Source organism: Sinorhizobium sp. B11 (assembly GCA_039725955.1).
Taxonomy (GTDB): domain Bacteria; phylum Pseudomonadota; class Alphaproteobacteria; order Rhizobiales; family Rhizobiaceae; genus Rhizobium.
The window spans coordinates 1,770,807-1,785,359 of the sequence record CP091033.1 but is presented as its reverse complement, the minus strand read 5'-3'; the positions used below and the strand labels follow the sequence as shown (position 1 = coordinate 1,785,359).

The following is a 14,553-nucleotide window of genomic DNA, read 5'->3' as shown; positions in this document are numbered from 1 at the left end:
GCGCGAGTGCAAATGACGCTTCGCCTTCAAGTCAGGTGCTCGACAATGTGCCGCGAAGTTCGATGTGTGACACCGGGCGATGAGTGATATCCCGGTCATGCGAAATGTAGGGAGATCACCATCGTGCAGGGGGCGGGATCATATCCGCGTCCAGAGGATGGACGCCGGACGTGCCTCCGGTCGCCCGCGGCAATTGCTGATGGATCTGGGCGGGATAAGCGGGATCGCTATTCTTCAGTCGTAAAAGTCCGGAAGAACCTTCAATGTATCCGTCTGCCGTTTATCGTGGTTTATGAACATTTTCGCATTGTACTGCTTCATCAATTCCCGGACGCGATCCATCGAGGCGATCGACTTTGCTTTGTCGACGTTGAGTGCGGGAACGATGTCATGTTCGAAATTGCTCTCGAAATGCACGACGTCGCCCGAGAGAACCACGTACCCTGTCTTGGCCAGGTGAACCATGAGTGACTGGCTGCCAGGAGTATGGCCAGGCGTTGAAATGAGCCTAACGCTTCCATCGCGAAAAAAGTCGATGTCACCAGTGATGAGTTCTAATCGCCGAGGTTGGCCAAGCAGCTTCCTTGCAAGGATTACAAGCGTGTTGATGTTAGGATCAGCCGGGGGAGGCGAGTTTATCCAGTCGTACTCCGCCTTCTGCATAACAACGGTGGCATCCGGGAACAGGCCGATATTTCCGATATGATCGCCGTGCGTGTGTGAAACAAGGACGTATTTTACGTCTGCCGGGGTCAGCCCGATCTGCGCGAGCTGCGAGGATATCGTCTTGTCAAGATGGTAGACGATGAGACTGGGAAGTGTGGACCAGCCGTTTGGATCGTCAATCGTGGCTTCAGGCACCCCGGTGTCCCAGATGAGTATATCTGAGCCGTGCTTTATCAGATAGCACGTTGATGAGAATTCGATGGACTTGCCTACGTTCTGACCGGGTGTCCAGACAGACTCATCGTTCGCCAGGGAGTGACCACAGTCAATGTGGTACAGTTTATCTATTGTCCCTGTTGGTGTGGCGCCGTCTTCTGCCAGCATGGCGCTTCCCGGCATAGCAAACAGAGCAGCGGCTACGAACATTGCTGTTGGACGAGATCTCATGCCAGTTCCTCCAGAATTTAATGATACGATGATCCAACGGAACACAACGAGCACCGGGCGCGCAGCGGCCCCGCAGTCCTGCGAGAGCAGCAGGCGCTTCAGTCGATTAGGAGCTCGAGAGCCTTTGCCTGTTCCGAATTTTTGCCCAGCCAGAATGAGGGCGACGCGTCAGAGGTAGACGGTTCAATCGCTCGCGGTAAGTGAACTAAGGTATCGATTGTTGTTGCCCGCTGGCGGCCAACAGTGTTGTCGCGAACATACGCGCGCACCTAGCAATGACGGACGCTGATTGCTTCCATTCATGCGAAGGCCCAGTTGAGAAAGAGACGCGTTCTCGTCACGCACTGGGATAGTGAATAGAAGGGTCGCCACGGTTCCCCGTCATTCGCCTCGGCTGATAACCGTCCACGGCGTCCTCGCCGGTCATACCAATACCAACGTGTCGGCGATACCATGGTCCAAGTGTGAAATGCCTCGATCCTCAGTAGTCCTTGTGTGCAGCTATTCTGCTGTTGGACAGAACTGGATGGAGCTGAACAATGAAGATCCTCATGGTATTCACCTCTCATGACATACTCGGAAGCACAGGGCGCAAGACAGGCTTCTGGCTCGAAGAGGGCGCCGCCCCTTACTATGTCTTTCGCGACGCCGGAGTCGATTTGACGCTGGCGTCACCCAAGGGCGGTCAACCGCCGATCGACCCGAAGAGCGATCTGCCAGAGAACCAGACGCCTGCCATGACGCGGTTCAAGCACGACGAGGCCGCGCAGAGGGTGTTCGCGACCACCACCAGGTTAAGTGACGTGCGCGCTGACGATTTCGACGCTATCTTCTATCCTGGCGGTCACGGTCCCATGTGGGATCTGGTTGACAACCCCGTGTCCATCAAGTTGATCGAGTCCTTCTACAACAACGGTAAGCCCGTTGCGGCGGTCTGCCACGCGCCCGCCGTCTTGCACCGCGTAACCTATAAGGGCGCTCCGATTGTCAAGGGCAAGCGGGTGACCGGCTTCACCAACGGTGAGGAAGAAGAAGTGCAACTCACGAAGGTCGTACCGTTCCTGGTTGAGGACGAACTCAAGCGGCTCGGCGGTCTTTACGAGAAGAAGGCAAACTGGGAGAGCTTCGCGATCACTGATGGCAGGCTGATCACGGGACAAAATCCGGCATCGTCGACCGCCGGAGCCGAGGCCCTCGTTACGCTTCTCACAAGTCTAAAGGCCGGTGTCGCTGTATAGCCGGCATTGATGAGGAAAGGCCGGGAGATGAGTATCTCACGGCCTCCAAGTGATTTGAATGGCTACGTGGCGCTTCGCGGGTGGGCAGACGCTGCGGCAATCCTGGTGAATGCAATTGCCGTCTTTGTCCCATTGGCCGTCCTCGGCATTGCAAATCTCAATTTTTGTGGTAACGTTCCCACATATCGGCTCTGGCCGTGTTGCTGTCGCGCGAATGGAGGAGGCCGATGGAGAAGAAGCCTCTGCGGAGGGCAACCATTATCGATGTGGCGGAGCGGGCGGGTGTTTCCAAGAGCACCGTTGCGCGCGTGCTGGCCGGTTCGGGGCGGATCTCCGACGAGGCGCGCGATAGCGTCATGAAGGCTGTCGCCGCCACCGGTTACGAGCCCAATCATCTCGCCGTCGGCATGCGCTCCGGGCGCAGCGGCCTGCTCGGCATCGTCATTCCCGACATTACCAACCCGTTCTGGGCCGAAGTTGCGCGCGGCGCGCAGGACCGGGCCGCGAAGGACGATATCTCGCTTCTCGTCTTTTCCTCCGACTGGGATGCGGAAAAGGAAGCGCGGCATCTGCGGGCGCTGCGTCGCGCCCGCGTCGATGGCGCCATCATCAATCCGGTGGCCGACAGTTTCGACGATCTCGGGCGTTTCGGCCTGCCTTTCGTGCTGATCGGCTCCAGCGCCGAGCGCTTTCCCGATACGTCGAGCGTCGGCTCCGATATTCCCCAGGCGGTGCGCCTCGGCATGGGTGTGCTGACGGCGCGCGGTCATGCGGCGCCGGCACTGCTGCTCGGGCCGCGTTCGCGTCTGGCGCGGGCGCGCTTTCTGCGCACCGTGCACGAACATTGCGTCGAACGCGATTTCGATCCGGCTCTGCTGCCGATCGAGGAGGCCGAATATACGGTCGAGGGCGGGCGGCAGGGCATGGCGCGGCTGCTGGAGAGAAGAGGCCCTGGCCATCTGGCCGTCTTTGCCGCCAACGACCTGATGGCGCTCGGCGCCATGATGGCGGTGCGCGAAGCCGGCCTGCGCTGCCCGGAAGATGTGTCGATCCTCGGTTTCGACGGCATTCCGGCCGGCGCCTTTTCCTGGCCGGGCCTGACCACGATCGAAAAGCCAGGGCGGCTGATCGGCGTCCGCGCCGTCGAATGTCTGCTCGATGAAATTGCCGGCCGCCCCGAACACGGCCGGGTCTATATGCCATGCCGGCTCATAGAGCGAGGATCACTCGCCGATCTGTCGGTTCCGGCACCCATAAGGGTGGCGGCAGGGAGGTAATGCCATGACCGTAAGCAACAATATGCCGATGTCACTTGCGCCGTCCAAAAGTGGGAACGTTCCCGCAGTTCGTCGAAGCCGACTCGGCAAGGGCATCCGCCAATGGTGGCCCTATTATGTGATGATGGCGCCCGGCCTCGTCTTCTTCCTCATCTTCCATTACCTGCCGATCTGGGAAGCCAAGATCGCCTTCGAGCAGCTGCGCATCATCGGCCCGAACCTCTGGGTCGGCCTCAAGCATTTCCAGACGCTGTTTGCCTCGGCGATCTTCTGGCAGGTGCTTGCCAATACGCTGATCATCTCGACGCTGAAGATCATCTTCGTCTTTCCGGTGCCGATCGTCGTCGCCCTGCTGCTGAATGAAATCCGTGGCGGCTCCCTGCGCAAGTTCATCCAGTCGGCGATCTACCTGCCGCATTTCCTGTCCTGGGTGGTCATAGCAGGCGTCTTCATCGCCGTGCTGTCGCCAAGCGATGGCGCGGTCAACGACGTGCTCGGCGTCTTCGGCATGCAGCCGGTCTCCTTCATGACCGATACGGGCTCGATCCGCTGGGTGCTGGTATTCTCGGAAATCTGGCGCTCGGCCGGCTGGGACAGCCTGCTCTATCTCGCCGCCATCATCGCCATCGACCAGGAGCTTTATGCCGCCGCCGAGATCGACGGCGCCAATCGCTGGCAGAAGATCCGCTACGTCACCATTCCCGGCATCGTGCCGACGATCGCGACGCTCTTCATCCTGAATGCCGGCATGTTCCTCAATGCCGACCTCAATCAGGTCATCAATTTCTCCAATGACGTCGTGCGCAGCAAGATCGATATCATCGACACCTATGTCTACCGCATCGGCCTGCAGACCGGCGAATATTCGCTGGCGACGGCAGCAGGGCTGTTCAAGGCCGTGCTCGGCATGCTGATGATCGTCGGCGCGCACCTCCTGTCCAAACGCCTGACCGGCAAGGGAGTGTGGTAATGGCCGCCCTCAATATCCGCCGCACGCCGCTCGAACGCGCCGAATATGCGATCATCGTCTCGACGCTGCTGTTCCTCGTCGTGCTGACCGTGCAGCCGCTCCTCAACCTGCTCGCCATCTCGCTCTCCGATCCGAGCGAGGTCGCCGGCATGAGCGGTCTCACCGTACTGCCGAACGGCTTCTCGACCGATGTTTGGAGCCTGCTTCTGAACAACCCGGCGGTGCTGCGCGGCGTCGTCAATTCGATCTTCATCACGCTCGTCAGCAGCTTCCTCGGCGTCATCCTGACGGCGCTGATGGCCTGGGCGCTGTCGCGTCCCGGCCTGCCCGGGCGGCGGGTCATCTTCGTTCTCATGCTGGTCACGATCGTCTTCGATCCCGGCATCATTCCGGATTACCTCGTCAACAAGCGTCTCGGCCTGCTCGACAGCTACTGGTCGGTCATCCTCTTCAAGCTGGTCAATGCATGGTACCTGATCATCTTGATCCGCTTCTTCGAGGAAGTGCCGAAGGAACTGCTTGAGGCCTCCGAGCTCGACGGCGCCAATCCCTTCCAGATCTTCTGGTATGTGGCGCTGCCGCTCGCCAAGTCGGCGCTCGCCACCATCGCGCTCTTCTACTTCGTCTTCCACTGGAACGAGTTCTTCCGGGCGATGATCTACCTGAATGATCAGTCGAAATGGCCGCTGCAGGTGGTGCTGCGCCAGTTCGTCGTCGAGGGCGACAAGCTTGCCATGGTCGGCGTCGACAATTCCAACAATTACACCGGCGCCAGCCAGATCAATATCCGCGCGCTGAAGGCGGGCATGATCCTGCTCACCATCGTGCCGATCCTGGCGATCTATCCACTCATTCTGAAGTTCTTCACGAAGGGCACCATGAGCGGTGCGCTGAAGGGCTGAGACACGAAACCAAAGCATATAAGGAGGAAATCATGCTTGGGAGAATGCTTCTGGGGGCCATGACAGTGATGGCGCTGACGGCGGGAACCGCCATTCCCGCTCTTGCCGATCCGGTGACGATCCGCGTCGTTTCCAAGGATCTGCAGACCACCAATCCTGATGACGTCAAGCTCGTGAAGAAATACGAGGAGGCGCTGAAGGCCAAGGGCACCGACATCCACATCCAGATCGTCGATCTTCCCTCTTCGGGTTATGCCGACAAGCTGAGCGCCATGCTGCTCTCGGGCGATATTCCCGATCTCATCTATTTCCAGGGCGGCGACGCCAAGATGGCCGAGCAGGGTGTTCTCGAGGACTGGAACAACTGGCTGCCGAAGACGACCTATCTGAAGGACGCGCTCTTCCCGCACAATGTCGAGCGCCTGAAGAACTATCCCTACCTGCTCTACGTCTATCCGCCGCGCATTCCCCAGCCGGTCATCCGCACCGACTGGCTCGCAAAGAGCGGTGTCGCTGCCCCGCAGACGGTCGATGATTACGTCAAGCTCTTCACGGCCATCAAGGACGGCGATTTCGACGGAAACGGCAAGGCCGACACCTATGGTGTGACGACCGCCGACAATACGCAGGAACTCGATTCCATCTTCAACCAGGCCTTCGGCGTGACCGGCACCTGGATGAAGAACGACGCCGGCGAATGGATCGCGGCGCGCACCTCCAAGCAGGAGAAGGACAAGATCGCCTTCTACGCCTCGCTGAAGGAGAAGGGCCTCTACGATCCGGAATACATCACCACCAAGTGGGACGTGAAGGAAGACAAGTTCTATTCCGGCCGCGCCGGCGTGGTCTTCGGCTCGTCGGCCGAGGTCATCGATATCTATGGCGGCAAGATGCGCCAGGCCCATCCCGACCAGAACCCGACGCTGACGCTGCTTGCGCCGCCCAAGGGTCCGGCCGGCCAGGGGCTGATCGCGCTCGACGTTTCCAAGGAAGCGCGCGGTCTCGCGATCGCCACGACCTCCGAGCACAAGGAAGAGGTCGTCAAGCTGCTCGACTTCATCGCCAGCCCCGAGGGCCAGGCGATCGAACGCCTCGGCTTCGAGGGTGAGCAGTACACGAAGGACGGCAACACCATCAAGACGACCGACAAGATCGCCACCTGGTATGCCCGCTTCCTCGTCGCCGCCAATTGGCAGCCACCGGTGCAGTGGATGAGCGACGCCGCGCAGGGCTCGCTGAAGACGATCGCCGCCAACTTCAAGCCGGACAATGCCTTCGTCTGGCCCGCAGACTACGCCACCGACATCGACGCCACGGAGAATGTCTACCGGGCCTGGGTCTACAAGTTCATCTCCGGCGAAGCCAAGATGGATCAGTGGGACCAGTTCGTGACCGAATGGAACAGTGCCGGCGGCGAACACATGACCGAATATGCAAGGACGGTACTGAATGGCAAATGATGCAAAGGGGCTCTCCCTCAAGGGACGGGTCCGTGCGCTTCTCTTTGGCGTCGCCTATGGCGACGCCCTCGGGGCGCCGGTCGAAAAACTCTCCGCTGCCGAAATCCGCGAGCGTTACGGCAGGGTCACCTCGCTCGATACCGAATGGCACCGCATGAGCCAGAGCGAGAGCGCCCGCAACGGCCGGGTGCGCGGCAGCGGCATCGTCACCGACGATACGCTGATGACGCTCTGCCTGATGTCGATCTATGGCGACGTCAAGCGCCATGTCGATGCCTGGGATATGGCCTCCGGCATGGTGCGCGAGATCGCCTGGACGCCGCGCTGGGTGCCGGAACTGCAGCGCGAGGCGATGCTGATCGAGCGCCTTTTCTATCCGGAAAAATGGATCTTCCAGCGCCACCAGCTGTCCAATTGCGATCCGCGTCAGGGCGGGATCGGCAATATGGTCAATTGCGGTGCCGCCATGTATATCGCGCCCGTCGGCGTCGTGAACGCCTGCAATCCAAAGGCTGCCTATGACGAGGCGATCGCCTTTGCCTCCGGCCACCAGCAGAGCTTCGGCCTCGAAGCCGCCGGCGTGCTGGCCGCCGCAATCGCAGCCGCTTTCGTGCCGGGCACGACGCTGGATGCCGTCATCGATGAAGCGCTCGCCGTGGCCAAGGACGGCACGCGCGCTGCCATTGCCGATATCGTCGATGCCGCCCGCATCCTCAAACATGCCGACTACAAGACCGTGGTCGATGAATTCCACAAGATCATCGCGCGCTATTCGCCGATGGGCGACAACGTCAATCACACCGCCCAGAAGGCCGGCATCGCCTCGGACGCCTATCAGCCGTCGCGGCTGAACGCGATCGAGGAACTGCCGCTGGCGCTCGGTTTTGCCATCCTCAACGACGGCGATTTCTACAAGACCATTCAGGACGGCATCAATTCCGGCCGCGACACGGATTCGATCGGCGTCATGGCCGGCGCGATCCTCGGCGCCCTGCACGGCGAAAGCGTGATCGACGCGGCCGCTGCCGCGCAGCTCGACCGGGTCAACAGGCTCGCTCTCTTTACGTCCGCCGATGCCTTCACCGAAACGGTCATCGCGATCCAGACGGCCGAGCATGAGCGCGACGCCGCCAAGATCAGGGCGCGCGATGGGCTCCTCGGCCTTGCCGATCAAACTCAGCTTGAACGCCTATAAATTTTGGACAGGACGATGTTGAACACAACAGAGATTTTCGAACGCATTTATTCCGGCTTCATCGGCAAGGCGATCGGCGTGCGCCTCGGCGCCCCCGTCGAGCCCACCATCTGGAGCTATGACCGCATTCGCGGCACCTATGGCGAGGTCACCGAATATCTGCGCGATTTCAAGAATTTCGCCGCCGATGACGATACCAACGGTCCGGTCTATTTCATCCGCGCGCTGCGCGATTACGGGCTCGGCGCCACCGCCGAGGATGTCGGCAAGACCTGGCTGAACTATGCGGCCGAAGAGCACGGCATGTACTGGTGGGGCGGCTTCGGCAATTCCACCGAACACACCGCCTACCAGAACCTGCGCGCCGGCATTCCCGCCCCGCAATCGGGTTCCATTGCCCAGAACGGCACGACCGTTGCCGAACAGATCGGCGGCCAGATCTTCATCGACAGCTGGGGCTGGATCCATCCGGGTGAACCTGAAAAGGCGGCCGATGCCTCCGCACGGGCGGCAAGTGTCGCCCATGACGGCGAGGGCCTGAACGGCGCACGTTTCTGCGCTGCCGCCATCGCCCAGGCCTTCGTCGCCAAAAGCATCGAGGAAATCATCGAAACAGGTCTTTCGACGATCCCGGCAAGCTCGCTCTATGCCCGGGTTGCCCGTGCCGTCCTCGCCTTCCACAAGGACAACCCCGGTGACTGGCGCGCTTGCCGCGACATGCTGACGGCCGAATGGGGTTATGATCGCTATCCCGGCGTCTGCCACATCATTCCGAATGCCGGCGTCGTCTTCATGGCGCTGATCTACGGCCAGGGCGACCTGCCGCGCACCGCCGAGATCGCCACCATGGCCGGCTGGGATACCGACTGCAATGCCGGCAATGCCGGCGCGATCGTCGGCACGTTCCAAGGGGTGCAGCCGGGCTGGGACAAGTACCGCAAGCCGATCAACGATTTCGTCGTCGCCTCCGGCGTGACCGGCACGATCAACGTCGTCGATATCCCTTCCTTCGCCCGCGAACTGACGGTGCTTGCGCTGCGCCTGCAGGGCAAGGAGCCGCCGGCGCTCTGGGTCGAGGATTTCGAGCGCCGCGGCGTGCGCTTCGATTTCGATGCGCCGGGTGCCACACACGCTTTCCGCACCGAGCCCTTCAACCAGATCGCCGTCAAGGCTTCGAACGAGCGCCATACGGACTATGCGAGAGGCTCGCTGGAAATCCTGCTCGACCGGCTGGAGCGCGGGCAGGGCGGCCGCATCTTCTGGAAGCCCTTCTATCGCCGCGCCGATTTCGACGACGAGCGCTACCGGCCGATGTTCACGCCGCTTGCCGATGACGGCCAGACAGTCAGGTTCAAGCTTTGGCTCGACCCGTGGAACGGCGACGGCCATCTGCGCGTCGCCCCCTATATCCGCCGCGCCATGACCGGCGCGATCGAGGAGACCGGCGCCTGGCACGTTCCCTCCTCCGAGGGCTGGCAGGACTATGAATTCACCATTCCCGACGGCAAGGGCGAGGCGATCGACGAGATCGGCATCCTCGTCGAATATTTCGGCCGCCTGAAATTCCTCGGCCGTCTGTTCCTCTCGGAATTCTCCGTCTCCGGCAAGGGCCGCACCGTGATCGACCCGGCCAAGGAAGCGCTGGAATGGGGCGGCATCACCCGCTTCACCTGGAACCGCGGCCACTGGAGCCTGCAGCAGGGCCGCATCCATGCCCATACGGCAAGTGATGCCGATGCCTGGACCGGAAATGCCTATCTGCGGGATGTGAGCGTCAATGCGGATCTGAGACCGCTCTCCGGCGTCTCGCATCTGGTCGTCGCCCGCGCGCAAGGGACCAGCCGTTTTTATGCCGGCGGCTTCCAGAACGGCGAAGCGGTGATCCTGGCCGAAAACCACGGCACGACCATCCTGGCGCGCGCACCGTTCAAGGCGGAATACGGTCGCGACTATCAGGTCAATCTGACGGTCAACGGCAACAGGCTCGCCCTGTCGATCGACGGCAGCCTGGTTCTCGAAGCCGAGGATCAGACTTTCGGCTACGGCATGGTGGGGCTGCGCATGGCCTCGGCCGGCCGCATGTCGATCGGCCGGCTCGAGATCGTCGAGCTCTAATCGCAAGGGGAGGAAGCACATGTCGGAGATCGAACTCAGGAATGTCGGCAAGAGCTATGGCAGCGTCGCCGTGCTCAACGATATCTCGCTCGATATGGGCGACGGCGAATTCGTCGTCCTCGTCGGCCCCTCGGGCTGCGGCAAGTCCACGCTGCTGCGCATGATTGCCGGGCTGGAGGATATTTCCGCCGGCGAGATCACCATCGGCGGCAAGGTCGTCAACGACATGCCGGCCAAGGAGCGCGATATCGCCATGGTCTTCCAGTCCTATGCGCTCTATCCGCACATGAAGGTCGCCGAAAACATGAGCTTCGCTCTGAAGCTTGCCGGCGCCCCGAAGGCGGAAATCCGCAAACGGGTCGAGGAGGCTGCCGGCATCCTCGGCCTTGAAAAACTGCTGGACCGCCTGCCGCGCGAGCTTTCGGGCGGTCAGCGCCAGCGTGTCGCCATGGGTCGCGCCATCGTGCGCGATCCGCGCGCCTTCCTGTTCGACGAACCGCTCTCCAATCTCGATGCCAAGCTGCGCGTCAAGATGCGCAGCGAAATCAAGAAGCTGCACCAGCGCCTCGGCAAGACCACGGTCTACGTCACCCACGACCAGACCGAGGCAATGACCATGGCCGACAAGATCGTTGTGCTGAACGGCGGCAAGGTGGAACAGGTCGGCGCGCCGCTGACGCTCTACAACGATCCCGCCAATCTCTTCGTCGCCGGCTTCATCGGCTCGCCGGAGATCAACCTGATCCCGGCGACCGTCGGCAATGGGGCGGCCATGACGGATAGCGGCGTCGCCCTGCCGCTAACAAACCCGCTGCGGCCGGGCACGGAAATCGTCTACGGCATCCGTCCGCAACATATCACGCTTGCCACGGATGGGGTGCCCGGCCGGATCAGCCTCGTCGAGCCGACCGGCGAGGACCAGGAACTCGTGGTCGACATGGGGGGCGAAGACATTTCCGTCGTCGTTCATGGCGGTCGGCTGCTCTCGGCCGGGCAGGATGTGAAGCTGTCGATCGATATCGACAAGGTGCTGCTCTTCGACAGGGCGACCGGCGAGCGCATCCGATGACCGGACATTCCGAAAGACAGTTCGACCCTGCAGCGAAAGGCCCGCTTGCCGGCATTCGCGTGCTCGACCTCTCCCGCCTCGTCGCCGGCAACATGCTGTCGCTGCAGCTTGCCGATTTCGGTGCGGATGTTGTGAAGATCGAGCCGCCGTCAGGCGATCCGCTGCGCGACTGGAAGGATGACGGCCACTCGCTCTACTGGAAGACCTATAGCCGCAACAAGCGCTCGGTCATGCTGAACCTGCGCGAGAAACCGGCCATGGACGCGCTCTGGGCGCTGATCGAGACGGCCGATGTCTTCATCGAGAATTATCGTCCGGGCACGCTGGAAGAGATGGGGCTTGCTCCTGACGTTCTCCATGCCCGCAATCCCGATCTCGTCATCGTGCGCATTTCCGGCTTCGGCCAGACCGGCCCCTATGCGCAATTTCCGGGTTTCGGAACGATCGTCGAGGGCATGAGCGGCTTTGCCTATCGCACCGGCTTTCCCGATCGCGAACCGGTGCTGCCGCCGCTCGCGCTCGCCGACATGATCGCCGGCGTCTACGGCAGTTCGGCCACCGTCACGGCGCTGCTTGCCCGCGACCGCGGCCTGTCGCGCGGCCAGGTGATCGACCTCTCGCTGCTGGAGCCGATGTTTTCGGTTCTCGGGCCGGAAGCGGCGATCTACAAGGTCACCGGCAAGGTCAAGGAACGCGTCGGCAGCGCCTCGAACACGGCGGCGCCCCGCAATGTCTACCGCTGCCGCGACGGCAAATATGTGGCGCTGTCGGGATCGACACCGCAGGTCGCCCGCCGCATCTTTGACATTATCGGCCGCAGCGACATGAACGAGGATCCGCGCTTTGCCACCAATTCGGCGCGCGTGAACAATCGCGCGCTGGTGGATGAGGCCGTGGGCGGCTGGTTTGCCGGGCATGATCATGACGAGGCATTGCAGATCATGCGCGATGCCGGCGCCACCGTCGGCCCGATCTACAGCATCGCCGATGCGGCCGAAGACGAGCATTTTTCCGGACGCGAGATCATCGTCGATGCCGAAGATGCCGAATTTGGCAGCCTGCCGATGCACAATATCGTTCCCCGTCTTTCCGCGACACCAGGCGTCTGGCGCCGGCCGGCACCGTCACTTGGTCAGCATACGGCGGAAGTGCTTGCCGAAGCCGGCCTTGATGCCGCTGCGATCGACGCCATCGTGAAGGGAAGCGGTGCATGAGATTTCGTTCGCTTCTCTATGTGCCCGCCTCCTCCGACCGGTTTATTGCCAAGGCGCATGAGCGGGGGGCGGCCGCAATCATTCTCGATCTCGAGGATTCGGTCGCACCCGCCGAAAAGCAGGCCGCCCGCGCGAGGCTGGCGGAGGCCGTTGCCTCCGTCGGGCGCAATGGTGCCAAGGTGTTCGTCCGCATCAATTCCGAACCCGACCTGCAGAAAGCGGATGCGGAGGCTGCCTGCCGGGCGGGCGCCTTCGGCCTCTACATCGCCAAGACACGCTCGCTCAGCCGGCTGCATCTTCTCGCCTATCATCTGCAGACGCTGGAACGCGAACTCGGCCGCGAGCAGATGTGGTTCGTGCCGCTCATCGAGGATGCCGCCGCCGTGCTCGATGCGCGCTCCTTCGCCGGCTGCCAGCGGGTGCTCGCCCTTGCTGCCGGCGGCGAGGATCTGGCCGCCAGCATGGGCGGCGAACCGCTGCCGGATGTGTTGCGCCTGCCGAAGCTGATGGTGCACATGGCTGCCAAGGCCGAGGGTAAGCTCTCTTTCGGCACGCTGACGACGGTCGCCGACTACGGTGATCTCGAAGCGCTCGACGCCGCGGCGCAGGAGGCGAGGCGCCATGGTTTCGATGGGGCGAGCTGCGTCCATCCTTCCGCGGTCGCCATTCTCAACGCCGCTTTTTCGCCAAGTCCGGAAAAGCTCGACTGGGCGCGCCGCGTCATCGCGGCGGCCGAGATCGCCGGGTCGGCCGGCAAGGGCGCCATTTCGCTCGACGGAAAGATGATCGACGCGCCTGTCGTCGCGAGGGCGCGTGCGCTGCTGTCGCAGTGATGCTGGCATGCGGGATCAAGCCCAACCGGGAGTGCGAAATAAACGGCAGGAACGATAAGAAACATCCAACACACCAGGCCAGCCAGCGCAACGCCAGTGGGCCGTTTGAATGGAAAAACGTCGGGCCGTTGCGTCGGTAAGCGACAGTGGCGAGACGGCTACGGGTTTGCCTCTATGTGGTGCAAAGAACCTCGCACGCTGATCCGGTTCGGGCCGACAGGCGCGCCGGGTCGTAGCCGAAGCTCGCACTGCGCAAACTGCGAGTACTTAATAGGTGAGCTTCGGATACCAGTTCGTACCGCGACCGGCTGGTGTCATGTCCAGAATGTTCCAGAGCGGCGCGATGTCGACGGCTCCTCTCGGATCCTGTCCGGGATCTGCCGCCTCGGCAGGCATTTCGGCATTATAGAACACGCGGACTTCGTTTCCTTGCCTCTGATAGACGGTAAGCCCCGGATACTCGTTGCCCTTGGCGTCGAGCAGACCTAGATCTCTCGCATAGTCGTCGCCGACGGTCTGAGCGAAATCGAGGTCGCGCCAGCCGCGCTCCATTGCGAACGCGCGCTGCCTCTCAACGGGGCTGCGACCGATGATTTTGAACGCGGCCCGCTGCTTGACATCGGCGCCGTTGCCGTTCGCTCCGCCCAGAAAATTTGTGCACATCGGGCAGGGTCGTTCGCGCTGCGGACCGAACATCCAGAAATAAGTCACGAGCGTATCGTGATGTCCGAACATTTCGGCCAGACCGGTCTCGCTGCCGTTCTCGTCCTTGAAGCGATAGTTCTTTTCGATGACTGGGCCGGGAGGCAGCCGCCTGCGTTGCTCCGCAAGCCTCGTTAGATGCCGCCGAACTTCAATCTCTTCTGCCAAAAGCGCCATTCTTGCCTTGGCGTAGTCGGCTGTTTCGTTTGCGAATCTGCTTGCGCGTTTCGCGGCTAGCTCCTTTGCCGGTCTCAATTCGCCCATGTCCATGTGATTTCTCCCTTGATCTGCCTGTTCGCCTCACATCCATAGACGTGCGACAAAATTCGTTATCGACAAGGACCATCGATTTTTTGCCGATCGCATCTAGGGGCTAATCCGCCATATCGAGGCAGGCCGTATCAATCTCGGTTTCGTCCGGCCGGTGGAGAATATCGGCTCCGTGCGCTTCTTCTCGAAAGTTGC

12 protein-coding genes and 1 pseudogene are annotated in these 14,553 nt (G+C 61.7%); 11 read left to right on the top strand and 2 right to left on the bottom strand.

The annotated features are described in order from the left end of the window. Nucleotides 1-234: 234 nt before the first annotated feature. Nucleotides 235-1,050: an N-acyl homoserine lactonase family protein gene (locus LVY75_08075; protein XAZ20084.1), complete on the bottom strand. Its 816-nt coding sequence runs from the start codon at nt 1,048-1,050 to the stop codon at nt 235-237. A gap of 602 nt (nt 1,051-1,652) precedes the next feature. Here LVY75_08075 and LVY75_08070 point away from each other — a divergent pair. From LVY75_08070 to LVY75_08025, 10 genes are all read left to right on the top strand, one after another. Next, nucleotides 1,653-2,351: a type 1 glutamine amidotransferase domain-containing protein gene (locus LVY75_08070; protein ID XAZ20083.1), complete on the top strand. Its 699-nt coding sequence runs from the start codon at nt 1,653-1,655 to the stop codon at nt 2,349-2,351. Nucleotides 2,352-2,578: 227 nt separating this feature from the next. Beyond that, nucleotides 2,579-3,628: a LacI family transcriptional regulator gene (locus LVY75_08065; protein ID XAZ20082.1), complete on the top strand. Its 1,050-nt coding sequence runs from the start codon at nt 2,579-2,581 to the stop codon at nt 3,626-3,628. A gap of 4 nt (nt 3,629-3,632) precedes the next feature. Continuing rightward, nucleotides 3,633-4,598, top strand: a complete 966-nt coding sequence (locus tag LVY75_08060) for an ABC transporter permease subunit (protein ID XAZ20081.1) — start codon at nt 3,633-3,635, stop codon at nt 4,596-4,598. Further along, nucleotides 4,598-5,500, top strand: coding sequence for a carbohydrate ABC transporter permease (locus LVY75_08055; GenBank protein ID XAZ20080.1), 903 nt, complete (start codon nt 4,598-4,600; stop codon nt 5,498-5,500). Before LVY75_08060 ends, LVY75_08055 begins: the two co-directional genes overlap by 1 nt. Before the next feature lie 32 nt (nt 5,501-5,532). After that, on the top strand, nt 5,533-6,960 hold the full coding sequence (locus LVY75_08050; GenBank protein ID XAZ20079.1) for an extracellular solute-binding protein: 1,428 nt from the start codon (nt 5,533-5,535) through the stop codon (nt 6,958-6,960). Next, a complete protein-coding gene (locus LVY75_08045) occupies nt 6,950-8,155 on the top strand; it encodes an ADP-ribosylglycohydrolase family protein (GenBank protein ID XAZ20078.1) in 1,206 nt (401 codons plus the stop codon). Before LVY75_08050 ends, LVY75_08045 begins: the two co-directional genes overlap by 11 nt. 15 nt (nt 8,156-8,170) lie before the next feature. Beyond that, a complete protein-coding gene (locus LVY75_08040; GenBank protein ID XAZ20077.1) occupies nt 8,171-10,270 on the top strand; it encodes an ADP-ribosylglycohydrolase family protein in 2,100 nt (699 codons plus the stop codon). 19 nt (nt 10,271-10,289) lie between these two features. Next, complete coding sequence (ugpC, locus tag LVY75_08035) at nt 10,290-11,339, top strand: sn-glycerol-3-phosphate ABC transporter ATP-binding protein UgpC (protein ID XAZ20076.1); 1,050 nt, start codon at nt 10,290-10,292, stop codon at nt 11,337-11,339. Further along, a complete protein-coding gene (locus tag LVY75_08030; GenBank protein XAZ20075.1) occupies nt 11,336-12,553 on the top strand; it encodes a CoA transferase in 1,218 nt (405 codons plus the stop codon). Before ugpC ends, LVY75_08030 begins: the two co-directional genes overlap by 4 nt. Beyond that, a complete protein-coding gene (locus tag LVY75_08025) occupies nt 12,550-13,386 on the top strand; it encodes a CoA ester lyase (GenBank protein ID XAZ20074.1) in 837 nt (278 codons plus the stop codon). The genes LVY75_08030 and LVY75_08025 overlap by 4 nt, the downstream gene beginning before the upstream one ends. Before the next feature lie 267 nt (nt 13,387-13,653). Here the strand turns inward: LVY75_08025 and LVY75_08020 are convergent, their stop codons facing one another. After that, on the bottom strand, nt 13,654-14,358 hold the full coding sequence (locus LVY75_08020) for a DUF899 family protein (protein XAZ20073.1): 705 nt from the start codon (nt 14,356-14,358) through the stop codon (nt 13,654-13,656). Between the two features lie 103 nt (nt 14,359-14,461). On the opposite strand from LVY75_08020, the pseudogene LVY75_08015 reads away from it, so the two are divergent. Continuing rightward, nucleotides 14,462-14,545: pseudogene (locus tag LVY75_08015) on the top strand (LysR family transcriptional regulator). Nucleotides 14,546-14,553: the final 8 nt, after the last annotated feature.

Excerpts from the sequence above, each read along its gene's own strand:
- LVY75_08075 (XAZ20084.1), bottom strand. The coding sequence starts at position 1,050 with ATGCTGGCAGAAGACGGCGCCACACCAACAGGGACAATAGATAAACTG.
- LVY75_08070 (XAZ20083.1), top strand. The coding sequence starts at position 1,653 with ATGAAGATCCTCATGGTATTCACCTCTCATGACATACTCGGAAGCACA.
- LVY75_08065 (XAZ20082.1), top strand. The coding sequence starts at position 2,579 with ATGGAGAAGAAGCCTCTGCGGAGGGCAACCATTATCGATGTGGCGGAG.
- LVY75_08060 (XAZ20081.1), top strand. The coding sequence starts at position 3,633 with ATGACCGTAAGCAACAATATGCCGATGTCACTTGCGCCGTCCAAAAGT.
- LVY75_08055 (XAZ20080.1), top strand. The coding sequence starts at position 4,598 with ATGGCCGCCCTCAATATCCGCCGCACGCCGCTCGAACGCGCCGAATAT.
- LVY75_08050 (XAZ20079.1), top strand. The coding sequence starts at position 5,533 with ATGCTTGGGAGAATGCTTCTGGGGGCCATGACAGTGATGGCGCTGACG.
- LVY75_08045 (XAZ20078.1), top strand. The coding sequence starts at position 6,950 with ATGGCAAATGATGCAAAGGGGCTCTCCCTCAAGGGACGGGTCCGTGCG.
- LVY75_08040 (XAZ20077.1), top strand. The coding sequence starts at position 8,171 with ATGTTGAACACAACAGAGATTTTCGAACGCATTTATTCCGGCTTCATC.
- ugpC (XAZ20076.1), top strand. The coding sequence starts at position 10,290 with ATGTCGGAGATCGAACTCAGGAATGTCGGCAAGAGCTATGGCAGCGTC.
- LVY75_08030 (XAZ20075.1), top strand. The coding sequence starts at position 11,336 with ATGACCGGACATTCCGAAAGACAGTTCGACCCTGCAGCGAAAGGCCCG.
- LVY75_08025 (XAZ20074.1), top strand. The coding sequence starts at position 12,550 with ATGAGATTTCGTTCGCTTCTCTATGTGCCCGCCTCCTCCGACCGGTTT.
- LVY75_08020 (XAZ20073.1), bottom strand. The coding sequence starts at position 14,358 with ATGGACATGGGCGAATTGAGACCGGCAAAGGAGCTAGCCGCGAAACGC.